This window comes from Saccharothrix sp. ALI-22-I (assembly GCF_001984175.1).
GTDB lineage: Bacteria > Actinomycetota > Actinomycetes > Mycobacteriales > Pseudonocardiaceae > Actinosynnema.
Genome location: NZ_MTQP01000068.1, coordinates 393,024 through 414,994, shown reverse-complemented (window position 1 = coordinate 414,994; position 21,971 = coordinate 393,024). Strand labels below are relative to the sequence as shown.

Below are 21,971 nucleotides of genomic sequence, written 5' to 3'. Positions count from 1 at the left end.
CGCCGGCCGTCACTCCCGTTCCGGGAGGGCGGCCGGCGTGCTCCTTATCCCCGGTTCATAGCTCGCGTGGCAGCATGGACACGTGACCGTTCCCAGCGTTGAAGTGTCCGAGGTGCCGGTGGACCTGCCGGCGGGCAAAGTGCTGCTCGACGTCCGTGAGGCGGACGAGTGGGCGGCGGGCCACGCCCCGGGCGCCCTGCACATCCCGATGAGCGAGTTGGCGGGCAGGCTCGGCGACCTGCCGGGCGACAGCGAGTTCTACGTCGTGTGCCGCGCCGGCGGCCGTTCCGCGCGGGTCACGCAGTACCTCAACGCCAACGGCTGGGACGCGACGAACGTCGACGGCGGCATGCAGGTGTGGGCAGCGACCGGTCGTCCGCTGGTCGGTGAGGTCGACGGCGCGGAGCCCGAGGTCATCTGACATGGCGCTGCGACCGATGCGCGTGGACTGGGTGGCGACCCCGCCACCCGGCGCCTACCCGCACCGTCGCCTCGGTGCGCCGAGGCGGGGTTACACCGGCCCGCCGTCGTACCCGGTGCCACCACGCTGGGGCTTCCCGCTGCTGGCGTGGCGCTGGCCCACGTCCGTGGCCATGGACGACGACCAGCCCGCCGACACGGTCGACCAGGCCCAACGCCTGGCCCGGACCGCGTCCCACGCCCTGGGGCTGGCCGCGTTGACGGCGGTGTGGGCGGCGGGTAGCGAGATCTGGCGCTACGTGTTGCTGCTGCTCAGCCGCTACGGCGCGCTCTCCTCGACCACGGTGGGCGTGTCGGACGCCATGGTCGTGGCCTCGTCGGTGGTGACTTTCGTGGCGTCCGCGACGGCCTTCGTGTTCACCCTGCTGTGGCTGCGCCGCGCCAGGAACGCCGCCGCCGCCGAAGCCGGCTACGGCCCGTCGAGGTCGGACCGCGAGGTCCTGATCAGCCTGGTCATCCCCGGCGTGAACCTGGTGGTCCCGGGCTCGGTGCTGGCCGAACTCGAACACGCCGCCCTGCGCGAACCCGCCACCACCCGCCCCACCCCCTCCAAAATGATCCGCTGGTGGTGGGCCCTGTGGGCGTTCACCAGCGCGTTCGTGCTGTTCACGATCGTGTGGTCGTTCGACTCCAGCGTCCAGGCCCTGGCCGACGGCGTCCTCTTCCACGCCATCGCAGACCTCCTGGCCGCCGCCGTGGCAATCCTGACCGCAGTGGTGGTCCGCCGCATCACCACGTTGCTGCTCCCCGTGGACGCGGGCACGATCCGCCGCATGAGGGTCGTGGACGTGAAAGACGCCCCACCGCCCACCCTGCGCCCCGTCCGCTCCTCAGGCTCCCCGCGCTGACCCCGCTCGGCAAGCACGCGGGAATTGATCATCATCTCGCCGAGGCGGGTGGGAACTCGAGGATTACGCGGCTGACCGGACCGGTAAGCGCAATCGTGGGTTCGCGGAAGATTATCCACGATGACAGGATGACTCGAAGAACCCCGATGCCGCAACGCTCGCGTTTCCCGCTGTTCAATGGTCGTTCTTCTTGCGGCAGTTGGGCTCCTGACGACTGCGTGCCAACGTGAAACCCCATGCGGGCACTTGCGGCAGCTTTGGTTCTTTCTGTCCTGCTCCCAGGCGTGGCGAATGCGCACGGCGGTGACAAGAAGTTCGACCTCCAGGCCCACCGGGGTGGGATCGGGCTGACGGTCGAGAGCACGTTGGCGGCGTTCGTCAAGGCCCTCGAACTGGGTGTCACGACCCTCGAACTGGACGTCCAGATCACCAAGGACGGCCGCGAAGTCGTCACCCACGACCGCAAGACGAACCCCGCCAAGTGCGCCGACACGGCACCCGCCGTCCCCGGCGACCCGGCGTTCCCCTACGCGGGCAAGTACGTGAAGGACCTGACGTTCGCCCAGGTCAGGACCCTGGACTGCGGTTCGCAGCGTTGGTCGCAGTACCCGAACCAGGAACTCTCGCCGGGCGCGAAGATGCCGACCCTGGCCGAGGTGTTCTCCCTGGCCCGCCGTTACCGCGCGTTCAACGTCAAGTTCAACATCGAGACCAAGGTCGAAGCCGCCGCTCCCCACGAGACCGCCCCACGCGAGCAGTTCGTGGAGGTCACCGCCCGCGAGATCCGCAAGTCCGGCTTCCACCGCAACGTCACCATCCAGTCGTTCGACTGGGGCACGCTGATGCTGTGGCGCAAGGCCGAACCGCGCCTCCCGCTGGTCGCCCTCACCCAGCCCGAATTCCTCCGCCCCGGCTCCCCGTGGACGGGCGGCCTGAACCTGGCCGATTTCGGCGGCAGCGTGGTCAAGGCCGTGAAGAGCTTCGGCGCCTCCGCCCTCTCCCCGGTCCACGGCAACCCGCAGAACGGCAAGGTCGGCGACCCGAACTACGTCCCCTTCACCACGAAAGCCCTGGTGGACGAGGCGCACACGCACGGTCTGAAGGTCGTCCCGTGGACCATCAACGACCCCGCCACCATGCACAAGCTCATCGACGACGGCGTGGACGGCATCATCACCGACTACCCGGACCGCCTCCGCACCGTGATGGCCGAACGCGGGTTCAAGCTGCCGAAGAAGTACACGATCAAGTGATAGTCAGGGACTACGCGCTCGTGAGCGGTAGGTCGTGGAGGCCTCGGATGACGAACTCGGCTCGGCGGCGGGGTTCGGCGGCCAGTTCCGCGGCCGGCAGCTTGCGGGCCAGGGAGGACAGGGCTGCCTCGACCTCGATGCGGGCCAGCGGGGCGCCCAGGCAGTAGTGGATGCCCATGCCGAAGCCCAGGTGGGGGTTGGGGTTGCGGCTGATGTCGAAGGTGTCCGGGTCGGTGAATACCTCGGGGTCGCGGGCTGCTGCGCCCAGCAACGCCGCGATCTTCTGGCCTGGCTGGACGGTGTGGCCGGCGATGGTGACGGGCTCGGTGGCGGTGCGTTCGAACAGTTGTAGCGGGGAGTCGTAGCGGATCAGTTCCTCCACTGCCGTGGGCAGGAGGGTGTGATCGGCGACGAGTCGTTGCCACTCGGACGGGTGTTTCATCAACGCCTGCACGCCGTTGCCGATGACGTTGACCGTGGCCTCGTGGCCGGCCATCAGCAGCAACACGGCGGTCGCGACGAGTTCGTCCTCGGTCAGCTTCGCGCCGTCCGTGTCCGTCACCACGACCAGGTCGGACACCAGGTCGTTGCCCGGTGACGTCCGGCGCAGCGCGATCAAGTCCCGCAAATACGCCACGAACTCCGTTGCCGCGTGCTCGGCCGCCGCCTGCTTCTCCTCGGCCAGGCCGTACTCGTACATCTTCACGATCGCGTTCGACCACGGCTGGAGCAGCGCCCGGTCCGCCGCGGGCACGCCCAGCAGTTCGGCGATCACCTCGACCGGCAGCGGGGCGGCCACGTGGGACAGCAGGTCGGCCTGCCCTTCCGATGAGATCTTGGCCACCAACTCGTCCACCAGCCGGTCCGCCAGGTCCGCGATCCACGGCCGCAACCGCTCCACGTGACCCCGGCCGAACGCGGCGGCGACGAGCCTGCGCAGCCGGCTGTGCGTGGGCGGCTCGTTCTCCAGCAGCGAGTTGCGGTGCAGCAGGTTGAACGACGTGAACCGCTCGATCGGCTTGGCATCGGTCCAGATCCGGCCGAGCGACCGGTGCCTGAGCACCGCCGACGCCGCCGCGTGCGATACCGCCAGCGCGACGCCCATCTCCTCGTGCCAGTGCACCTCGCCTTGCGCGCGCATCGCGGCGAACGCGGGGTACGGATCGGCGATGAAAGCCGAATCGTGCTGGTCGAAAGAGGCCACGATCACGGACGGTAGGTCTTGCGCCTCGCTCGCGTCCATCCGAGTGTGGTTGATGTTGCAAATTTACTGCGGACCGTGACCAATTGTAGTCGAGTTGACCCGGTCGGTACTCCACCAGCAGCATCGCAGTCGTGTCGCCTGAAGTCGTCGCCCACCGCGGCGCGTCCACCCGCCGTCCCGAGCACACCCTCGCCGCGTACGAGCTGGCTCTGCGGCAGGGTGCCGACGGGCTGGAGTGCGACGTGCGGCTCACCAAGGACGGGCACCTCGTGTGCCTGCACGACCGCACGATCGACCGCACCAGCACCGGATCGGGCGCGGTCAGCGCGATGACGCTGGACGAACTGCGCCGGCACGACTTCGGCAGCTGGCACGGCGGCGAGCCCGCCGAGGTACTGACGCTGGACGCGCTGCTCGGGCTGGCGGCCGACCACGGCACGCGGTTGTTCATCGAGACCAAGCACCCCGTGCGGTACGGGAGCCGGGTCGAACGCACGCTCGCCGATCAGCTGAAGCGGTATCGGCTCGATGTGGTGATGATGTCGTTCTCCGTGTTCGCCGTGCACCGGTTCAAGAAGCTCCGGCCGGAAGTGCCGACGGTGCTGCTCTACGACCGGTTGTGGCCCCAGACCCGGCCGCGCTTCGTCGACTACGCCGGACCGGGAGTTCACCTGCTCAGGCGTCACCCGGACCGGGGGCACGGTGTCTACACGTGGACCGCGGACGATCCGGCTGACATAGCGTTGTGCCGTGAACGCGGTGTGAGGTTCCTCGCCACCAACAACCCGGACGAAACGCGTGCGCACCTTGCGGATAACTTGACGCCCGACCAGCCCTGAGACCGAGGAGGCGCGGTGGCGAAGCGGACAGCCGTGAAGGACAAGCCGGCGGACGGCGTCAACCCGCGGCAGCCGTGCCCGTGCGGCTCCGGCAAGCGTTACAAGGCGTGCCACGGCGCGGCCGGCGGTGCGGCGGACGTGATCGTCTCCCGCCCGTTCGAAGGCCTGGCCGCCGAGGCCGAGCTCATCGCGCTGCGCGAGTTCGTCCCGTCGGCCACGGTGAAGCTGCCGCTCAAGGACGGCACCGCCCGCGAGGTCGTGCTGGCCACCGTGCTGCCGATGGCCGCCGCGGGCCTGATCCGCGCGGACGGCACCGCGTTCGTCGGCCTCCAGGTGCAGACCCGCTCCGGCGACCTCAGCCGCGACCTGGCCCGCGCCGTGCAGTGGGCGCTGACCGCGGCGACCGGTGACGCCCTACCGGTCGTCGGCCCGGACCAGGGTGAGAACCCCGGCCGGCTCCAGGACCTGCTCGACCCCGAGGCCACGTTGAGCCCCGAGCTGCACCCCGACTTCGCGTGGTGGCTGCCGCCGGACAACGAGCCCACCGGCGACGTCGCTCTGTCCCTGGAACGCGCCAACGCCGCCATCCTGCCCACCGAACGCGTCGAAGCGCCCGGTGTCGAAGCCGCCTACTGGGTCGACGCGGGCGACAAGGCGCACCTGCGCTGGGTCCGCCCCGAGCCGGAGGAGACGCTGCTCGCGGCGCTCGCCCGGTTGTCCGTGCGCGGCGAACTGGACCTCGGCGAGGGCTCCCGGTACGCGGGCTCGTTCCGCGCGCACGGTCTGCTCGTGCCGGTCTGGGACCTGGACCGCGAACTGCACTCCAGCGAGTGGGCGCCCGGCGCCGAGGCGTTGAGCAAGCGTTTGCAGGACGCTCTGACCAGCCTCGACGCCGAACCGCTCACCGAGCCGGAACGGCGTTCGCGGGACGGGTTGCGCGGCCGGCAGATCACCCTGCGCTGAAGCTGTCCACAGGTATCCCCCACGTTGTCCACAGGTCCTGTGGACAACTCGCCGGCCGCAACCGTGGAGGCGCAGTGATCCTGCGGATCAGCCCGAAGGCCGAGTGGACGCGTGCCCGCGAGGACGGCGCGATCCCGCTCGACCTGGACGGTTTCGTGCACTGCTCGGACCCCGGCACGGTGCACCTGCCCGCCAACCGCCTGTACCCGAACCGGCACGACCTGGTGCTGCTGGTGATCGACCCGGAAGGCCTGCCCGTGCTGTGGGAGCCGGGGGAGACCGAGGACGGCCCGTGGTTCCCGCACGTCTACGGGCCGATCCCGGCCGACGCCGTGGTGGCCGTGCACGAGTTCACGCCGGACTCCGACGGCGCGTTCCGGCCGTTGCCGGTTTTGTGACCTAGCCGATTTGTGACCTTCCGGATGACAACGGGTCGCACCCTTCGCGCGTGAACACCTCGACGGCGGTCGGGAGGTCGCCGGAAGGGGGCAACGAGGTGACGGCGGTCCTGCCGGTCGAATGGGTGGATGTGGACGTTGACGTCGACGTCCGGACGGATTTCGGGGAGTTCGTCCGGATGTCGCTGCCCAGCCTGTTGCGGTACGGCCACGCGTTGACCGGCAACCCGCACGATGCGTCCGATCTGGTGCAGACCGTGCTGGAGAAGCTGGGCGCGCGCTGGGCGTCGCTGACGCGCAAGGGGTTCGAGCCGCTGGCGTACGCGCGGCGGTCGATGGCGAACACGCACATCAGCTGGTGGCGGAGACACCGCCGGGAGAAGCTTGTCCCCGACCTACCGGACGCCATCGGCGAATCGGGTATCGACCGGCTGGAGCACGAGCCGCTGTGGCAGGCCCTGCGGACTCTGCCGCCCCGCCAACGGGCGGTGGTCGTGCTGAGGTTCTACGAGGGCCTGTCGGAACTGGAGATCGCGGCCACCCTCGGCATCTCGCCGGGGACCGTGAAGAGCCAGAACAGCCGTGCGATGGCCACGTTGCGCAAGAGGCTGGAGGAGGGGTGACGGTGGAACTGGACGACCGGCTGCGCGAGTTGTTCGCCGACGAACGCCTCGACCTGCCCGCCCCGCCGGACGCGGCCGACGACATCGTGGCGGGTGCGCGCCGCCGACGGCGCTCACGGATCGCGGTGGCGGCGACGTTCTCGCTGACCGTGCTGCTGGCGGGCGGGATCGCGGTGAGCGGGATCGGGAACCTGGTCAACGACCCGGCGGCCCCCGCGAGGTCCACCGTGGTCGAGACGGCGACGGTGACCGTGCCCCGGCCAGTGGTGGAGCCCAGCGGCTACTCCACCTACAGGCTGGGCATGTCCGTCGATGAGCTGCTGGCATCGAATCCCCGGCTGACCTACCTCCGGACCGGGAACGACAGGTGCACGGTCTACGTGTTGGACACCGTGCCGGGTGAGGCCGTCGTGGTGTCCCCGCGCCACGTCGTCGTGTGGATCAGGCTGCCCTTGGGGGCCGTGACGCCGTCCGGGGTGGGTGCGGGATCGTCGGTGGACGACGTGCTGGCCCGGTACCCGGAGGCTGAGCGGCACGGCGACCGCCTGACCGTGCGGATGACCGGCACGCCCGAGTGGCAGTACACGTTCCCGCTGGACGACGCCGGCAAGGTGTCGGCCGTGCGGATGGAGTCCAACGCGACCGAGTGCGACCTGGGGGACCAATGAAACGGGTGGTGATCGCGGCGCTGTTCCTGCTGACCGCGTGCGACCCGACCCCTCGGCCGACCGCGCCCACCACGATCACGGTCAGCGAGACCGTCGAGGTGGACGACACGCCGGTGCTCGACTCCCGCGGCGTCGGTGCGGTGCGGCTGGGCATGACGTTGGAGCAGCTTCGGGCCACCGGTGAGATCGGCGAGGAGGCGGGCGGGCCGGAGTTCTCGTGCCCGGTCTACGCGTTGAAGGTCGTGCGCGGCTGGATCGGCGTCGAGGGCGGCGTCGCGGTGGAGATCCGGGTCGAGGCGAGCGTCCGCACACCGGAGAACCTGCGCATCGGTGACTCGCGGGCGCGCATGCACGAGGTCTACCCGGACGTGGAGCAGTACCCGCACGGCTTCATCCGCGCGCTGGACGGCGAGACCCAGTACAAGTTCTTCTTCGAGAACGCGGGCGACACGCTCACCGGCATGGGGCTGACCAGGGTCGACCGGGCCTGCCTGACCTGACCTGCCGGACTTGGACGGCCGGAACGCCCGTCTCGCGCCGACGGGCGTTCCGGTTTCGCGCTCGGTGCGGGACCGCGTTACAGGGTGCCGCCAGCAGCCCTGGGCGCGGTCGGGTCGGCGCCCTCCTCGCCCACGTGCTCGCGAACGAGGAAGTTCTCCACGTAGAACAGGTTGCCGTCGGCCCGGTCCACGACGGTGAGCAGCGTGTTCATCGACGCGACCTCCTCCACCTGCTCCTTGAGGAACCACTGGAGGAACTGCTCGCCGAGGTAGTCGCCCTCGTCGCGGGCGGCCTTGGCCAGCGCCACGATCTGCTCGGTGACCTTGTTCTCCTGCTCCAGCGCCAGCGCGATCGGCTCGCGCGGTCCGGCGAACTCGTTGCGCACGTCGTCCACGCCGGGAACGGCCGCCGGCAGGCCGGTGTCCAGCAGGTACCGCACGATCATCATCGCGTGGTTGCGCTCTTCCAGAGCCTGCTTGTAGAAGTGCGAGGCCAAGCGGGGCAGGTCGTTGGCGTCGTACCAGACCGCGATGGCCACGTACTGCTGCGAGGCCGTGAACTCGTTGCGGACCTGCTGCTGGAGCAGGCCGTGGAACTTCGAAACACGTGCTGGTGAAATCTTCTTCAGGTTGACCGCCATGGCTCAGACAATAACCGAATGTGCGGTTTAATGCATTTCAGGTAAGGCTATTGAAAGGTGAGGAAAGGGTTACCGAAGAAAGCTTAGGCAACCCTTTCGCGACGTATTTCACACCAGTGGCGCGCGATCGATCGGGCAGGACATGCAGCGCGGCCCGCCGCGGCCGGAACCCAGTTCGGAGCCGCTGATCCGGATCACCTCGACGCCCGCGTCCTCCAGGCGCGCGTTGGTCTCCACGTTGCGCTCGTAGGCCACGACGAGGCCCGGCCCGACGGCCAGCGTGTTGTTGCCGTCGTCCCACTGCTCGCGTTCCGCGGTCACCGGGTCCAGCCCGGTGTCGATCACGCGCAGCTTCTCGATGCCCATCGCGTCGGCCGCCGCCTCCAGGAACGGGCGCCGGTCCTCGACCACGACGCCGCCCGCGCCGTCCGAACGGACCGGGAAGGCGAACAGGTTGTCCCGCACGGCCGGGTACATCACCACGGCGTCCCGGTCGACCATCGTGCACACCGTGTCCAGGTGCATGGTCGCCCGCTCCTGCGTGATCGGCACCGCCAGCACGGTGTGCGCCAGGCCGTCGGCCAGCGCGGACCGGGCGAACGACTCGGCGCCCGCCGGCGTGGTCCGCTCGCCGACGCCGATCGCCAGCACGCCCGGCGCGAGGAGCAGCACGTCACCGCCCTCGACCGGCGCGGAGTGCGCCCCGTACGCGCGGCCCGTCTTGCGGAACCGCGGGTGGTAGGCGTAGATGAGGTCGGTCAGCGCGGTCTCCCGGTCACGCGCGGGCAGCGCCAGCGACGTGATCGCGACCCGGTCGCCCACCCACACCGACGAGTCGCGGGTGAACAGCAGGTTCGGCAGCGGGTCGACCGCGAAGTCGATCGGGTGGTGCATCTTGCGGACCAGCGACGCGCCCTCGGCCGCCGGCAGCTCCTCGAACGTCATGCCGGTCATCAGTGCGGCGGCCAGCTGGTCCGGGCTGATCGACGCGAGGTGCGAGCGCAACGCGTCGGCCAGGTCGATGCCCAGTCGCCGTTCGTTGACCGCGCTGTGGATGCCCGCGATCCGGGCCCGGTCGTCGTGCAGCGCGTCGACCAGCAGGTCCGACAGCAACAGCACCTCGACGCCCCGGCCGCGCAGGAGTTCGGCGAACGCGTCGTGCTCCTCCTGGGCGCGGTCCACCCACGGCACCCCGTCGAACAGCAGCTGGTCGTTGTTGCGCGGGGTGAGCCGCTTGAGCTCGGCGCCGGGACGGTGCAGCAGCACCGTGCGCAGCGGACCGACCTCGCTGTCGACTCGGGGCGCCGGTGCCGGCACGCCGTCGGTGGACTCGGTCTGGGCGATGTGCGCAGTCACGGGGTCGAGAGTAACCCTAGATCGGCTGGATCAGCAGCTCTGAGTGGCCTATTCCGGTGAAACTCGATCGTATGAAGGCTTGATAATAGCGATTCATTGCGTAAGTGACGTAGTTGGCCATTGAAACGTTGCGTTGTCGCATGGACCGCCGGTCCGTCCACGTGGTTGCGGGATGATCGTGTTCTACAGGGGAGGATCAGTGGCGGACTTCCGCTTGTTCATCGACGCGCCGGGCCAGGCCGCCCCGGCGACGAACCAGCTGCTCCAAGAGCTGGTCAGGGCCGCCAAGGTCGACGCACGACCCGCGCCCGCCCAGGCGCCGAGCGGCTCGAAGAGCGGCGCGGGCGCCACCGTCGCCGAACTCGTCCTCAACGGCGCGCTGCCCGCCGCCGTGGCCGCCGCCGTCGCGTCCGTGGTCACGTCGTTCGTGCAGCGCGGCAGCGCGCGCAAGGTGACGATCAAGACCGGTGACGACGAGATCACCGTCGAGGGCGTCGACGCGCGGTCGCAGAAGGCCCTGCTGGAGACGTGGCTGCGCGAGCACGAGAGCGAGGGGTGAGGTGGGGCGTTACGCCCTGCTGGTCGCGACCGGCGAGTACGAGGACGTCCGGCTGAGCCGGCTGCGCGCGCCCGAGCAGGACGTGGAACGGCTCGCCGCCGTGCTGGAGGACCCGGATGTCGGCGGGTTCACCTCGGTCGAGGTGCTGCGCGACAAGACCGACTACGAGATCCGCCGCGCGGTCGAGGAGGTGCTCGCCGCGCGTGAGGCCGAAGACCTGGTGCTGCTGTACTTCTCGTGCCACGGCCTCACCACGCCCGCGCGTCGGCTGTACTTCGCCGCGTCCAACACCGTGCAGGACCGGCCCGCCGGTACCGCGATCCCGCGATCGTTCCTCAACGAGCAGCTGGAGGACTGCCGCGCGTCCGGGCGGCTGCTGCTGCTCGACTGCTGCTTCAGCGGCGCGTTCGTCGAGGGCTTCAAGGCGGGTGAGACGACCGTGCTGGACGACGTCGGCACCGGCTATGTGGTGATGACCGCGTCCAACGCCTACGAGTACGCGTTCGAGCAGGACTCGCTGTCGTTGGACGCGCCGCAGGCGTCGTTGTTCACCGATGTCCTGATCGAGGGGCTGGCCAGCGGGAACGCCGACCTCGACGGTGACGGGTGGGTCGACGTCGACGAGCTGTTCAAGTACACGCAGGGCGAGGTGCGCGTTCGGCGGCCCGACCAGACGCCGCAGTTCTTCGCGCACGGCTCGTCGCAGCCGCTGCGGATCGCGCGGGCCGGTGGCGCGCCGGGCAGGCAGCTGCGGCGCACGGCGTCCTACACGTCCGGGCAACTGCTGGTGTCACGCGGTTTCCGGGCCGCCGCCGAACCGGTGTGCCGAACGTTGGGGCCGATGGGTCGGCGGGCCGTGGTGTTCGTGGACCGGAGGCCGGTGGAGCTGTCGGACGCGTCGGCGATCGTGGCCGCGTTCCAGCCTGATGATCCGCGTGACTCGCTCGGTGCGGGGTACGTGCGGGACCTGGTGCAGGAGGTGCGGCGGGACGCCGGTGACGGTGCGGCGTCGGCGGTGGCCGTGGCGCGCGGGGCGATCGGCGGGCTGGTCGAGGCCATGCGGGACGGCCACAACCCGGTACGGCTGATGCGCGGCGTGACAGCGGCTGCCGAGCGGGCGGGCGAACTGATCCGCGAGGCCGCGGAACCGCTGGAGATGCCGGATGTGCCCGCGTTGGCCACGGCCGCGGCGGGTGACGTCGAGATCGGCAAGCTGATCGGGCACGTGGTCGCGGCGACCGGGCGGCGCGGGCCGATCTTGGTCGAGGAGAGCAAGGGTTTCGGGCTGGAGTACGAGATCGGTCGCGGTATGCGGCTCGACCGGGGATACGCGTCGAGCATGTTCGTGACCGACACCGCCCGTCGTGAGGCCGTCCTGGTCGACTCGCGGGTCTTGCTGAAGACCGGCCCCCTCCCCAGAGGCCTCAAGACTGTGTTCGGGAACGTCGGTGCAGATCAGAGCGTGCTCGTGGTGTGCGAGGAGTTGCCGCGCGCGACGTTGGCCGAGTTGGTGCGGATCGGGATGAAGCGGCCTGTCGTCGCGGTCGTCGCCGACCCCGACCACCTGAACCGACTCCAAGGGGTGGTGGGCGGCTCGGTACTCGACGGGAACCTGCCGGGTGGGTCGGAAATCCTGCGGTCGCTGGGGCGCGCGGTGAAAGTCGTGGTGACGGAACGGGACACGGTGATGTTCGCCGGGCGCGCGTCGGCCGGTGATGACGCCGCCGGTCTCATCTGGGCTGGTGCTGAGGACGTGGGCAAGGTGGAGCGCGCTGTACGTGCCGTGCACAGTGCGGCGCACGAGGGCGTGTTGCGCGGTGGTGGGGTGGGATTGGCCGAGGTGGGCGCCCGTCTTGCCGCGGACGCGGTCGGCACAGCCGAGGAGATCGCGGGCTGGCAGGCGTTCGCCGCCGCGTTCGCCGAACCGGCGCGGCGCATCGCGGAGAACGCGGCGATCACCGTCGAGGACCTGGACCCGTCGCTGCTCGACTCGGCGGGCGTGGCACGCGTCGTGGTCAACGCTGCCGCCCGCACCGCCTCCCGCTTCCTGCTGGTCGGCTAGCCGCACTGCCCGGACCCTGTGCGGCGGTGCTCAGGCGCGGACCAGGCGGTCGGCCAGCGTGGACATCGTGTACGTGCCGATGCCCAGCACCACCTCCAGCGCGTTGCGGGTGGTGAAGCCGGCGTTCAGGAACTCGGTCAGTTCGTCGTCCGGCACCTCGCCGGAGGTGGCGAGCACCCGGAGGGTGAACTGCCGCAGTGCCTCCAGCCGGGGGTCGTCCAGCGGCTTTCCCGACCGGAGGGCCGTGATCAGCGCTGAGTCGCATTGAGCCGGATTCCCGGTCGACGTGCCCGGCTGGTTCGGCTGACAGACCGGGTTGAACCGCGGCCGTCCCTGAACCGCGGCCGTCCCGGACCACGAGGACCTTGAACGCGGCCGTTCGGGACCCCGGGGAACCTTGAATCAGGCGTACCCCCGCTCAGGGGAACCCCTATGTTCAATCGAGGTCGTCCATGACCCCAGCTAGGTTCAGGCGATGAACCGGACATCTGCGCGCGGACGTCCGCACGCGTCCGTCCGACGGATGAGCGGCGACTACCTCGCGAGAACTACTTACCGCTCACGGCAACCAGGACACGTGACCGCGCAACGCCGTGTAGCCGACGAACGCGACCACGTCGAGCAGCGCGTGCGCGATGATCAGCACCCACAGCCGGTTCGTCCGCTGCCACACCTTGCCGAACACCAGCCCCATCACCACGTTCCCGATGAACCCGCCGAACCCCTGGTACAGGTGGTACGAGCCGCGCAGCACCGCGCTGGCCAGCAACGCCGTGTTGTCGCGCCAGCCGAGCTGCTTGAGCCGGGTGATGAAGTAGCCGACGACCAGCACCTCTTCCGCCCACGCGTTGCCCACGGCGGAGAGGACCAGCACGACACTGCGCCACCACGACTGGTCCAGAGTGGACGGCAGCACGGCCAGGTTCAGCCCCAGGTTCCACGCGACCAGGTAGAAGATCAGCCCGGGGATGCCGATCACGGCGGCCAGGCCGAGGCTGCCCAACGCGTCCGGGCCGATCCGGGTGCGGTCCAGCCCCAGCGCCTTCAGCCTGATCCCGCCGCGCCACAGCAGGTACAGACCGAGCCCGCCCCACGCGGCCAGCTGCACCACGCTGAGCAGCTGCGCGATCAGGTCCAGCAGGTCGAACCGCGCCTGCGGGACGTTGATCGCGACCTTCTGCTCGTTGAGCGGCACCGGGTCGAGCAGGCTGTCCAGCAGCCGCACCAGGCTCCGCACCCCGGACAGCCCGAGCGTCATGGCGAAGACGAGCAGCAGTTCCAGCTGGTAGCCGCGGCGAGACGGGGCGTCGAGGTCCTGGGCTGCGATCACACCCATACGTTAACTACGCCGTCAGCGGCGTTGTGCCAGGAAGGGGCAGCCCATCAGCTGACGCAGCTCCACGGCCAACTCCTGCGACGTGCTCACCGGGTGGGAGAACGCGATGCGCACGTCGTGGTCCTCGTCCGACATCTCCACCCGCAGCCGCAGACCGAACCGGTCCAGGCCGAGCGGGCGGACGTGACCGCCCTTCAGGTTGTCCGGCAGGTGCTGCGCGAGGAGCCCGACCACGTCCCGGTGCGACAGCTCCAGGTGACGCAGCCAGTGGTCCTCGTGCGCGGCGAACGGGTCCGGCTCCGCCTGCGCGAACAGCTCGGGGCGCAGCGACGTGGTGCCCTCGGCGTCGGCCACCACCAGCGACGCCGGGCTCAGCCGCAGCACGGACGCGCCGTGCCCGATGTCGAGCAGTCGTGGGTCCGGGCGCGCGTCGGCGACCTGGAGGCTCGCCTCGCGGGCTTCCACGGGGTCGAGCGTGCGCAGCCAGCCGGTGATCCAGAGCAGGCCGCGGACCGGCTCGCGCAGCTGGACGGGCGCCTGGTCGGCGACTTCCAGCATGGCGGTCAGCTCGGTCCGGAGGGCGGCTTCCACCAGCGGGTGCTCGTCCGGCAGCACGATCGTCACGTCACCGTGCGGGTGGACGTGGTGCAGCACCGGCGTGATCCGGTTCTCCGTGCCGTCGGACGGCAACAGGGCCGCTCGGCCACCCCGGGCGGCGATGGTGCGAGCCCGCTCCGCCGCGTGCGGTGCCGGCGGTCGACGTGTCTCGTTCATCCGCTCACCTCCCAACTTAGGGTAGCCTAACTTGATGGAGTCCGGCGACGGTAGTCCCGCGACCTGTCCATCCGGTCACGATCGGCGTAAAGCCGAATCGTTGCCGTCGTTGCCGATCGTTGTCGCAGGTTAGGTGGTTGGCAAACGGCACGCCGAGCGGGGTCGCCGGGTGAGGTGACGCCGGAGGCGGTCGGGAGTCCGCGGAACGGGCCGGTTGGCCGTTTCGGCGCGGCGCGCATTCGTCGTAATCTGGGCTCGCCTGGCGGAGGTGGCTCGTGGTCGTGCCGAACAAGCCGTCCACCGAAGGTGCGGCTCTCGATGACCTGTGGACGCAGTACTGCCTGGAGATCGCCGGCCGACGGGCGTTCGGCTGGGTCGTCCTGGGCGCGATCGCCTTTGTGCTGCAACTCGCGCTGGTCTTCGTGTTCGCGGTGTCGTCCGCCCTGCCGCTCGTGCTGCTGCTGTTCTCGGTGTTGGTCCTCGGGTTCGGGCTCACCCGGCGGCAGCCGTTCACCCGGGTCATGGGGGATCACGCGTGGGTCTACGTGCGCATCCACTGGCGCGGGGGACGACTCGTCGTGCACGGCACCCGGCCGCTCGTGCTGGATGTGAGCGCCGGTCCCATGGCGCGCGGTCGGATCAGCCGGCACCGCCGGGCGTGGTTCGTGGCGCCCGACCGTGGCGGGAACACCGTGGTTACGTTCCGTGGTGTGCCGAAACTCTTTCCGGCGAAGGTCGTGCGCAGCTGAGTTTGCTGATCATCTTCCTGGCTACCCCAGGACCGGACTTCTGGTTTGCTGGGAGCAGTGGTGGGTGAGGCTTGGGTGCGCAGATGCCTGACCAGTGCGGATCGCCGTGCGGTCGGGTTCATCGGGCTTGCGCTGCTGGCGTTTCTGGTGCTGTGGCTGGTGTCGGCGTGGATCGGGTCGCGGTGGGTGTTCGTGCTGACGCCGCTGTGCATCGAGTTCGCCGTGCCGGGGTTGCGGCACTTCTGTTCTCGGCGCAGCCTGCGGCGGCTGCTCGCGACGTACCCGCGGCACGCGGTGTCGGTGCACTTCGTGCCGGGGCGGACGCGTGTCGGGCGGCAGACATACCTGGAGACGGCCGGCTCGGACCGCACCTTCCTGCGGCTGTCCGAGATACCTGAGCGGGTGCGCGAGAACATCCGGCGAGGTGGGCAGGTGTGGCTGGCCGGGCCCGACCCGCACGGCCGCACGGCGGTGCTGACCCGCGGCGCGCCGTTCCTGACCCTCGGACGGGTGGTCATCCGGTGAGCCCGCCGTCGTTCACCGTCCCACCGGGATGCCACTCTGCTCAGCCCAGGCCGCGACGTCCTCGCGCCGCAACGCCGTCGCCAGCAGGTCGGGGAACCGGTCCGGCGTGCAGGCGAACGCGGGCGCGCCCAACTCGGACAACCTGGCCGCCAACTCGTGGTCGTAGGCGGGCGTGCCGCTGTCGGACAACGCCAGCAGGACGACGACCGTCACCCCGCTCTGCACCAACTCCCGCACCCGACGTTGCAGCTCACGCGCCACACCGCCCTCGTACAGGTCGCTGATCAGCACCATCACCGTGTCCGTCGGCCGGCGGACCAACGACTGTCCGTAGGCAACGGCCCGGTTGATATCCGTGCCGCCACCCAGTTGGGTGGAGAACAACAGGTCGACCGGGTCCTTCAGCTGCTCGGTCAGGTCGACCACCTCGGTGTCGAACACGACCAGCTTCGTGTCGACGGCTTTCAACGAAGCGAGCGACGCCCCCAACACCGCCGAGTACACGACGGACTCCGCCATCGACCCGGACTGGTCGACGAGCAGGATCACGTCCCGCAGCGAGGCCTGCCGACTGCGCCGACTGTTGCCGACCAGGTCCTGCACGACGACCGTGCGCTGGTCGGGCTGGTAGTGCCGGAGGTTCTTCCGGATCGTCCGATTCCAGTCCACATCGGACAGCCGAGGGCGGCTGGTGCGCCGAGACCGGTCGATCGCACCGTGCACCGCGGCCAGCAGCCGGTCGGCAAGCCTGCGCTCGATGTCCTCGACCACCTTCCGCACCACCGCCCGTGCGGTCTCGCGGGTCCGTTCCGGAATCGCCCGCGACAACGAGACCAACGTGCCGACAAGACTCACGTCCGGCTCGACACTGGACAGCAGTTCCGGTTCCAACAGCAGCTGACGCAACCCCAACCGCTCAACGGCGTCCCGCTGCATCACCTGCACAACCGAACTGGGGAAGTACGTCCGAACGTCCCCCAACCACCGGTGCAACACCGGCGACGACCCACCAAGCCCAGCACTCCGCTTACCCCCACCGGACGGCGCCTCATCCCCACCACCGCCGTACAACCCGGTCAGCGCAGAGTCCCGCCGCTGGTCGTCCTCCCCCAGCGCCCCCAAATCCCCGGCCGCCCCACCGAGCAACAACCTCCACCGCCGCTGCCGTTCTGCCGCGCTATCGCGAGTCACCCGGACACCCACCCTTCCCAGCCGCCGTGCCGAGGATGGCGTCGAACGTCGCGGACTCGCCGTTCGTCGCGGTAAAATCGCAGGTCAGTGGCCCGGCGCTGGGCTTGGGTTCGCCCGCCGTCGGGCGGTCGGGCCGCGTCATGTGGCGGCTCCGAGGAGGGCGCGCACGTGGCCGGCCAGGCGTGCTGCCAAGTCCTCGTCCCAGTCGCTCGAAGCCGCCGTGCCGCCTGCCGTGCCCTTGACCCGGTCGCCGAGCATTCGGCGCTCGGCCGGGCTGAAATCGCCCACTGCGCGTCGCAGGAGGGGGAGGGCGGCGGCGAAATCCGGGCCGGAGAGGCCGGTCAGCCATTCGTCCACGACGCTGAACAGGCGTGGGTCCGCGGTGAGCAGGGCTGCTGATCCGCGTAGGAAGCCGGCTACGAACGCGGTCGCGCCGGCTGCCAGCGATACCGCGCGGTGCAGGCGGGCGGCTACTTCGGTGGAGTCCAGGGCGCCGGTTTCCCACAGGAGTCGGGTTGCGCGGCCGGTTGGCAGGCCGTGTGCGTCGGGCATCGCCACCAGCGATTTCAGGGCGCGTTGCCAGGTGTCGCGGTGTTCGTCGTCGGCGGCCAGGCGGACTGCGTCGTCGGCGCCCTCCACTGCCTTGACCGCGCGTTCGGCGGTGTCCTCGTCGACGCCTCGGCACGCGAGTGGCAAGCCGACGGCACCGCGTGCCAGAAGGCCGTGCAGTGCCACGCGCAGGAGCTCCGGGTCGGTGCCGCGCACTGAGCCGTAACGGACGGTGGTTGCCAGGTCGGGGAGGGCTGCCAGTAGTTCCAGGGCGTCTGTCGCGGCGGCCGCGCAGCGGTCCAGCGCTTGGCGTGCCGCGGCTACCGCCTCTGGGATTTCGCAGCCGACGGATTGGCTCAGGGCCTCGGCGGCGTTGACTACTCGGGTGGCCTCGGCGGCACGGGTGACCAGGACCGTTTGGGCCGCGGCTTCGACCGTGGTGCCGTGCCGGGCGGCTACGGCCAGGGCGACCTCGAACTCCGGTTTCCAGTGCAGCTGCCAGGCCTCGGCGAACGTGCCCAGCGTGCGGGTCGTGTCGGGCGTGCCCCAAGGCACGTCCAGCACCTCCAGGCGCCGCAGCAGCTTCGACCGCTCGCGATCGGTGTCCTTGCGCAGGTCCAGGCGTATCGGCTTGATCGACGCGCTCGCGGGCAACCGCAGTCGTTTGCGCAACCGCGCCAGGTCCGCGGCCAGCGGTGACGTCGGCACGTCGTCGCCGACCTCGCCCAACCGCTCGCCGACCACCAACTGCTCGTGCACGAGCCGCAGCGGGGTCGTGTCGCCGCCGCACAACACCGCCAGCGACGCCTCCATCACCTCCGACAAGCCCGGTGACGGTCGGCCGCGCATCGCCGCCAGCGTGTCCGCCAGCCGCACCGCCTCCACCGCGCTCGCCGTGGACGCGGGCAGGTCCTCCGCGCGCAGCACCCCGCACGCCTTCGCGAACCAGCGCGGTACGGCGTCGCCGCGTTCCGCGCACTCCCACAGGTGCGCGTACCAGCCCGGCGAGTCGACGCCCGCGCCGTAGCCGGACGACGACGCCAGCCGACCGTGGCTCCACGGCACCCACGTGCCGGAAACCTTCTTGCGCGGCAGGCCTTTCAGGGCGGCGGCATCGACCGACGCGGGCGGCAGGGTGCGCAGCGCGGGCACGTGCCACGCGCCGGCCACCACCGCGATCGGGCCCTCGACGTCCTTCAACGCCTGCCGCACGTTCTGCCGCATCGCGGCCTCCCGCAGCAGCGTCCGGGCGTCCACCTGGTCGGCGAACTCCTCGCGCAACGCGCCCATCGCCTCCGCGACCGCCTCGGCCAGGTCCTCCGGGTCGGTGTGGTGCTCGACCACGTCCTCCCACCAGCGTTCCGGGTCGTCGAACCCGGCCGCCTCGGCGAGCGTGCCCAGTGGGTCGAGGGCGGCACGAGGTTTGTCGTCAGGTGAGTCCGCGGGTGTGTCCTCGGGTGAGGCGCCCAGGGACGCGGCGGCGGGCAGGTCGAAGAACCGCACCGGCACACCGTTGGCGTGGGCCCACTTCATCGCCCGCCACTCCGGCGAGAACTCGGCGAACGGCCAGAACGCGGCCCGCGACGGCTCCGCCTCGTCGTGCAGCAACAACGCCACCGGCGGGGTCAGGTTCGGCACGTGCGGCAGCAGCGCGTCACCCTCCGGCGGCCCTTCGATCAGCACCACCTCCGGCCGCACGGCCGCCAGCGCCGCCGCGACCATGCGCGCCGAGCCGGGACCGTGGTGCCGGATGCCGAGCAGCGTCACCCGCTCGGGCAAGGGCTGTTCGCGCGTCATCAGCCCACCGCGTCCTGGCACGCCCGGTACAGGTCGCGCCACTCGGCCCGCTCCTTGACCACCGCTTCCAGGTACTCCCGCCACGCCGCCGTGTCCGACACCCGGTCCTTCACCACCGCGCCGAGCAGGCCGGACGCCAGCTCGTCGGCGGTGATCGTGCCGTCGCCGAAGTGCCCGGCCAACGCCATGCCGCTGGTCACCACCGAGATCGCCTCGGCCGTGGACAGGCTGCCGCTCGGCTTCTTCAACTGCGTGCGGCCGTCCACAGTGGACCCGTTGCGCAGCTCGCGGAAGATCCGCACCACCCGGCGCACCTCCGCCAACGCCGGCGGCTCGGCGGGCAGTTGCAACGCACGACCCAGCTGCGCCGCGCGAGCCAGGACGATCTCCACCTCGGCGTCCTCGGTCGCGGGCGGCGGCAGCACGACCGTGTTGAAGCGGCGGGCCAGCGCGGACGACATCTGGTTCACGCCCCGGTCGCGGTCGTTCGCCGTCGCGATCACCGTGAAACCGGGCACGGCCTGCACCTGGATGCCCAGCTCCGGCACCGGCAGCGTCTTCTCGGACAGGATCGTGATGAACGAGTCCTGCACCTCGGCGGGCATCCGGGTCAGCTCCTCGATGCGCGCCACCGCACCGGTGCGCATCGCCGTCATCACCGGGCTGGCCACCAACGCCGCCTCGGACGGACCCTCGGCGATCAGCCGGGCGTAGTTCCAGCCGTAGCGGACCTGGTCCTCACCCGTGCCCGCGGTGCCCTGGACGGTCAGCATCGAGTTGCCGCTCACCGCCGCCGCGATGTGCTCCGACAGCCACGACTTGGCCGTGCCCGGCACGCCGACCAGCAGCAACGCCCGGTCGGTGACGAGCGTGCCGACGGCGACTTCGACCAGCCGCCGGTCGCCGACGTACTTCGGGGTGATCACCGTGCCGTCGGCGAGCCTGCCGCCGAGCACGTAGGTGACCACCGCCTGCGGCGACATCCGCCACCGCGGCGGTCGCGGTCGGTCGTCCGCCGCCGCCAGGGCCGCGAGTTCCGCGGCGTACTGCTGTTCCGCGGCGGGCCGCAGCACGGATTCGGTGGTCACTGGCTTTCCTCCGGTCGGTTGAACGCCTGTTGGTCGGACGCCTCGCGGTCGGACGCCTCGCGGTTGAACGCCTCGCGCAGCTGCATGCGCAGGCGCAGGACGTCGAGTTCGACGGTGTGCTCGGGCCAGCGCTCGGTGATGCGGGCCCAGTTCGCGCCGAGCACTTCCGCGTCGCCCCTGGCCAGCAGCACCGCTGGCGGCCGCCCGGCGCGCCACCTCGGATCGCGCATCACGGCGTAGCGGTCGAGCAGGTCGGCGGTGGCCTGCGCGCTCCACGGCCCCGGCAGCTGCGAGCAGGCGTGGTCGAGCAGGTCGTAGTTCCACTGCCGGGACACCTCGACCACGGTGCGCGCGGCCAGCTCGGCGGGCAGCCCGCCCAGCATCTCCAGCTGCTCCATGCCCGTCAGCGAACGGGTCGCCGCGACCGCCCACGGCCGGGCGTCGTCGGCGAGCTTGAGGTTCTGCGCCACGCCGCGCAGCAGCGCGCTCGCCCACGGGCCGCGGGCGAGTTCGGCGGCGGCGCCTTCGTCGTCGGTGTCGAGGCGGCTGGTCCAGTGCTGTGGCGGCACGCTCGCCGCCGCGCCCCGAATCCGGCCCGCGACACCAGCCTCCGAACCATCTTTCAGCAGGTCACGAGCCTCATCCGGTGAAGGCGAGGGTTCGGCCCACAGCTCGTCGCCGTCCACGTCGAACCCGTCGGCGGTGAGCCACAGGCCGCGGTGCAGGCGTTCGGCGGCTCGTTCGGCCAGGCCCGACCCCGCAAGGGTGCGCAGCAGGCGCAAAGCCTCGTCGTGGACGCCGATCGCGCGGTCGTCGAGGGCGCGTTCGAGGAGCGGTTCGTCGTCCGGGCCGAGGTTCGCTTCCAGGGCGCTGACCAGCACTTGGCGGTCGGTCGCCCGGCGCTGGACCTCGAACTGGGCGGCCAGGAACTCGCGGGTTTTCGCCGGATCGTGGTTGCGGGCGCGGCGCAGCGCGGCGAGGCGGGACGTGCCGGGCAGGTCGAGGGCCTCGTCGAGGTCGACCTCTTCGGTCACGGCGCCGGTCGCGGCCCAGGACCAGGCGGGCCGGATGCTCGCCAGCCACCGGCCGCGGGCGCCGAGGACGGCGGTGACGGCCGGGCGCAGGCCGGGGTGCGCGGTGCCCAGGCCCAGCAGGGCGGGCAGCTCGCGGTGGTCGGCGACGACGTGCGCGGCCTTGGCCATGCCGCACCACTCCGTGAGCAGGATCTGGTCGTCCAAGGCCAGGATCTGGGCCAGCACGGACCTGGCCATCGGGTGGGCCCGCACGTCCTCGGACTCGGGAGCGGCGGCCAGCAGCGGCGTGTCGACGGTCGGCGGGAGCGGCGCGCCGTGCGCGGCGACACCCAGGGCGGCGACGCGGTCCAGCAGGGCGGTCGGCGTGGTGCCCGCCCGGTGCGCGCCCACCAGCGCCGCCTGCACGGCCTCGTCCCACTCGCTGTGCAGGGTCATCGCAGGCCCTCCGGAGCTATGGCTGCGCCGGCCTCGCGGGTGTCGGCGTCGGCACGGGCGTCACGCGCGTGCGGGGTGGCGCCGGCGTCGCGGGTCTCG

At 70.8% G+C, this 21,971-nt stretch carries 23 protein-coding genes; 13 read left to right on the top strand and 10 right to left on the bottom strand.

Going from position 1 to position 21,971, the window contains the following annotated elements:
* Positions 1 to 82: 82 nt before the first annotated feature.
* The 3 genes from ALI22I_RS38625 (at position 83) to ALI22I_RS38615 (ending at position 2,581) form a co-directional block, all read left to right on the top strand.
* A complete protein-coding gene (locus ALI22I_RS38625; RefSeq protein ID WP_077010537.1) occupies positions 83 to 421 on the top strand; it encodes a rhodanese-like domain-containing protein in 339 nt (112 codons plus the stop codon).
* 1 nt (position 422) lies between these two features.
* The gene (locus tag ALI22I_RS38620; protein WP_077010536.1) at positions 423 to 1,328 is read left to right on the top strand and encodes a DUF4328 domain-containing protein; all 906 of its coding nucleotides are present in this window, start codon (positions 423 to 425) and stop codon (positions 1,326 to 1,328) included.
* A gap of 236 nt (positions 1,329 to 1,564) precedes the next feature.
* On the top strand, positions 1,565 to 2,581 hold the full coding sequence (locus tag ALI22I_RS38615) for a glycerophosphodiester phosphodiesterase (protein ID WP_077010535.1): 1,017 nt from the start codon (positions 1,565 to 1,567) through the stop codon (positions 2,579 to 2,581).
* A 10-nt stretch (positions 2,582 to 2,591) separates the two neighbouring features.
* Here the strand turns inward: ALI22I_RS38615 and ALI22I_RS38610 are convergent, their stop codons facing one another.
* Positions 2,592 to 3,824, bottom strand: coding sequence for a cytochrome P450 (locus tag ALI22I_RS38610; protein ID WP_077010534.1), 1,233 nt, complete (start codon positions 3,822 to 3,824; stop codon positions 2,592 to 2,594).
* A 92-nt stretch (positions 3,825 to 3,916) separates the two neighbouring features.
* On the opposite strand from ALI22I_RS38610, the gene ALI22I_RS38605 reads away from it, so the two are divergent.
* The 6 genes from ALI22I_RS38605 (at position 3,917) to ALI22I_RS38580 (ending at position 7,776) form a co-directional block, all read left to right on the top strand.
* Entirely contained in the window at positions 3,917 to 4,624 is a 708-nt protein-coding gene (locus ALI22I_RS38605; RefSeq protein WP_077010533.1) for a glycerophosphodiester phosphodiesterase family protein, read from the top strand.
* 15 nt (positions 4,625 to 4,639) lie between these two features.
* A complete protein-coding gene (locus tag ALI22I_RS38600; RefSeq protein WP_077010532.1) occupies positions 4,640 to 5,587 on the top strand; it encodes a DUF5926 family protein in 948 nt (315 codons plus the stop codon).
* A gap of 74 nt (positions 5,588 to 5,661) precedes the next feature.
* The gene (locus ALI22I_RS38595; protein ID WP_077010531.1) at positions 5,662 to 5,985 is read left to right on the top strand and encodes a DUF952 domain-containing protein; all 324 of its coding nucleotides are present in this window, start codon (positions 5,662 to 5,664) and stop codon (positions 5,983 to 5,985) included.
* A gap of 179 nt (positions 5,986 to 6,164) precedes the next feature.
* Positions 6,165 to 6,608: a SigE family RNA polymerase sigma factor gene (locus tag ALI22I_RS38590; protein WP_083752398.1), complete on the top strand. Its 444-nt coding sequence runs from the start codon at positions 6,165 to 6,167 to the stop codon at positions 6,606 to 6,608.
* The gene (locus ALI22I_RS38585) at positions 6,605 to 7,276 is read left to right on the top strand and encodes a hypothetical protein (RefSeq protein WP_077010530.1); all 672 of its coding nucleotides are present in this window, start codon (positions 6,605 to 6,607) and stop codon (positions 7,274 to 7,276) included. The genes ALI22I_RS38590 and ALI22I_RS38585 overlap by 4 nt, the downstream gene beginning before the upstream one ends.
* A complete protein-coding gene (locus tag ALI22I_RS38580; protein WP_077010529.1) occupies positions 7,273 to 7,776 on the top strand; it encodes a hypothetical protein in 504 nt (167 codons plus the stop codon). The genes ALI22I_RS38585 and ALI22I_RS38580 overlap by 4 nt, the downstream gene beginning before the upstream one ends.
* Before the next feature lie 77 nt (positions 7,777 to 7,853).
* On the opposite strand, the gene ALI22I_RS38575 is transcribed toward ALI22I_RS38580, so the two are convergent.
* Both ALI22I_RS38575 and ALI22I_RS38570 read right to left on the bottom strand, forming a co-directional pair.
* Positions 7,854 to 8,417, bottom strand: coding sequence for a ferritin (locus ALI22I_RS38575; RefSeq protein ID WP_077010528.1), 564 nt, complete (start codon positions 8,415 to 8,417; stop codon positions 7,854 to 7,856).
* A gap of 108 nt (positions 8,418 to 8,525) precedes the next feature.
* Positions 8,526 to 9,773: an arginine deiminase gene (locus ALI22I_RS38570; RefSeq protein WP_077010527.1), complete on the bottom strand. Its 1,248-nt coding sequence runs from the start codon at positions 9,771 to 9,773 to the stop codon at positions 8,526 to 8,528.
* A gap of 199 nt (positions 9,774 to 9,972) precedes the next feature.
* On the opposite strand from ALI22I_RS38570, the gene ALI22I_RS38565 reads away from it, so the two are divergent.
* Positions 9,973 to 10,332, top strand: a complete 360-nt coding sequence (locus tag ALI22I_RS38565; RefSeq protein WP_077010526.1) for a hypothetical protein — start codon at positions 9,973 to 9,975, stop codon at positions 10,330 to 10,332.
* A 1-nt stretch (position 10,333) separates the two neighbouring features.
* The gene (locus tag ALI22I_RS38560) at positions 10,334 to 12,394 is read left to right on the top strand and encodes a caspase, EACC1-associated type (protein ID WP_077010525.1); all 2,061 of its coding nucleotides are present in this window, start codon (positions 10,334 to 10,336) and stop codon (positions 12,392 to 12,394) included.
* 30 nt (positions 12,395 to 12,424) lie between these two features.
* Here ALI22I_RS38560 and ALI22I_RS51495 read toward each other — a convergent pair whose 3' ends face one another.
* The 3 genes from ALI22I_RS51495 to ALI22I_RS38550 form a co-directional block, all read right to left on the bottom strand.
* The gene (locus tag ALI22I_RS51495; RefSeq protein ID WP_179118497.1) at positions 12,425 to 12,571 is read right to left on the bottom strand and encodes a hypothetical protein; all 147 of its coding nucleotides are present in this window, start codon (positions 12,569 to 12,571) and stop codon (positions 12,425 to 12,427) included.
* Between the two features lie 382 nt (positions 12,572 to 12,953).
* Positions 12,954 to 13,652: a CPBP family intramembrane glutamic endopeptidase gene (locus ALI22I_RS38555; protein WP_238598822.1), complete on the bottom strand. Its 699-nt coding sequence runs from the start codon at positions 13,650 to 13,652 to the stop codon at positions 12,954 to 12,956.
* A 93-nt stretch (positions 13,653 to 13,745) separates the two neighbouring features.
* Complete coding sequence (locus ALI22I_RS38550; protein ID WP_077010523.1) at positions 13,746 to 14,504, bottom strand: DUF2470 domain-containing protein; 759 nt, start codon at positions 14,502 to 14,504, stop codon at positions 13,746 to 13,748.
* A 275-nt stretch (positions 14,505 to 14,779) separates the two neighbouring features.
* Between ALI22I_RS38550 and ALI22I_RS38545 the strand changes: the two genes are divergently transcribed.
* The gene (locus ALI22I_RS38545) at positions 14,780 to 15,253 is read left to right on the top strand and encodes a hypothetical protein (protein ID WP_238598770.1); all 474 of its coding nucleotides are present in this window, start codon (positions 14,780 to 14,782) and stop codon (positions 15,251 to 15,253) included.
* Between the two features lie 60 nt (positions 15,254 to 15,313).
* On the top strand, positions 15,314 to 15,778 hold the full coding sequence (locus tag ALI22I_RS38540; RefSeq protein WP_143532655.1) for a hypothetical protein: 465 nt from the start codon (positions 15,314 to 15,316) through the stop codon (positions 15,776 to 15,778).
* A 12-nt stretch (positions 15,779 to 15,790) separates the two neighbouring features.
* On the opposite strand, the gene ALI22I_RS38535 is transcribed toward ALI22I_RS38540, so the two are convergent.
* From ALI22I_RS38535 to ALI22I_RS38520, 4 genes are all read right to left on the bottom strand, one after another.
* Positions 15,791 to 16,969, bottom strand: a complete 1,179-nt coding sequence (locus tag ALI22I_RS38535; RefSeq protein WP_143532654.1) for a VWA domain-containing protein — start codon at positions 16,967 to 16,969, stop codon at positions 15,791 to 15,793.
* Positions 16,970 to 17,107: 138 nt separating this feature from the next.
* The gene (locus ALI22I_RS38530) at positions 17,108 to 19,315 is read right to left on the bottom strand and encodes a DUF5682 family protein (protein ID WP_077010520.1); all 2,208 of its coding nucleotides are present in this window, start codon (positions 19,313 to 19,315) and stop codon (positions 17,108 to 17,110) included.
* Positions 19,315 to 20,403 (bottom strand): ATP-binding protein, encoded by a 1,089-nt coding sequence (locus tag ALI22I_RS38525; RefSeq protein WP_077010519.1) that lies wholly within the window; start codon positions 20,401 to 20,403, stop codon positions 19,315 to 19,317. The genes ALI22I_RS38530 and ALI22I_RS38525 overlap by 1 nt, the downstream gene beginning before the upstream one ends.
* Positions 20,400 to 21,872 carry a DUF5691 domain-containing protein gene (locus tag ALI22I_RS38520; protein ID WP_077010518.1) on the bottom strand — a complete coding sequence of 491 codons (1,473 nt, stop codon included), beginning with the start codon at positions 21,870 to 21,872 and terminating at the stop codon, positions 20,400 to 20,402. Before ALI22I_RS38520 ends, ALI22I_RS38525 begins: the two co-directional genes overlap by 4 nt.
* Positions 21,873 to 21,971: the final 99 nt, after the last annotated feature.

What these genes read in the sequence shown, in the direction of transcription:
- ALI22I_RS38580 (WP_077010529.1), top strand. Translation starts at nt 7,273, where the DNA reads ATGAAACGGGTGGTGATCGCGGCGCTGTTCCTGCTGACCGCGTGCGAC.
- ALI22I_RS38610 (WP_077010534.1), bottom strand. Translation starts at nt 3,824, where the DNA reads ATGGACGCGAGCGAGGCGCAAGACCTACCGTCCGTGATCGTGGCCTCT.
- ALI22I_RS38590 (WP_083752398.1), top strand. Translation starts at nt 6,165, where the DNA reads ATGTCGCTGCCCAGCCTGTTGCGGTACGGCCACGCGTTGACCGGCAAC.
- ALI22I_RS38520 (WP_077010518.1), bottom strand. Translation starts at nt 21,872, where the DNA reads ATGACCCTGCACAGCGAGTGGGACGAGGCCGTGCAGGCGGCGCTGGTG.
- ALI22I_RS38620 (WP_077010536.1), top strand. Translation starts at nt 423, where the DNA reads ATGGCGCTGCGACCGATGCGCGTGGACTGGGTGGCGACCCCGCCACCC.
- ALI22I_RS38615 (WP_077010535.1), top strand. Translation starts at nt 1,565, where the DNA reads ATGCGGGCACTTGCGGCAGCTTTGGTTCTTTCTGTCCTGCTCCCAGGC.
- ALI22I_RS38550 (WP_077010523.1), bottom strand. Translation starts at nt 14,504, where the DNA reads ATGAACGAGACACGTCGACCGCCGGCACCGCACGCGGCGGAGCGGGCT.
- ALI22I_RS38575 (WP_077010528.1), bottom strand. Translation starts at nt 8,417, where the DNA reads ATGGCGGTCAACCTGAAGAAGATTTCACCAGCACGTGTTTCGAAGTTC.
- ALI22I_RS38530 (WP_077010520.1), bottom strand. Translation starts at nt 19,315, where the DNA reads ATGACGCGCGAACAGCCCTTGCCCGAGCGGGTGACGCTGCTCGGCATC.
- ALI22I_RS38555 (WP_238598822.1), bottom strand. Translation starts at nt 13,652, where the DNA reads ATGACGCTCGGGCTGTCCGGGGTGCGGAGCCTGGTGCGGCTGCTGGAC.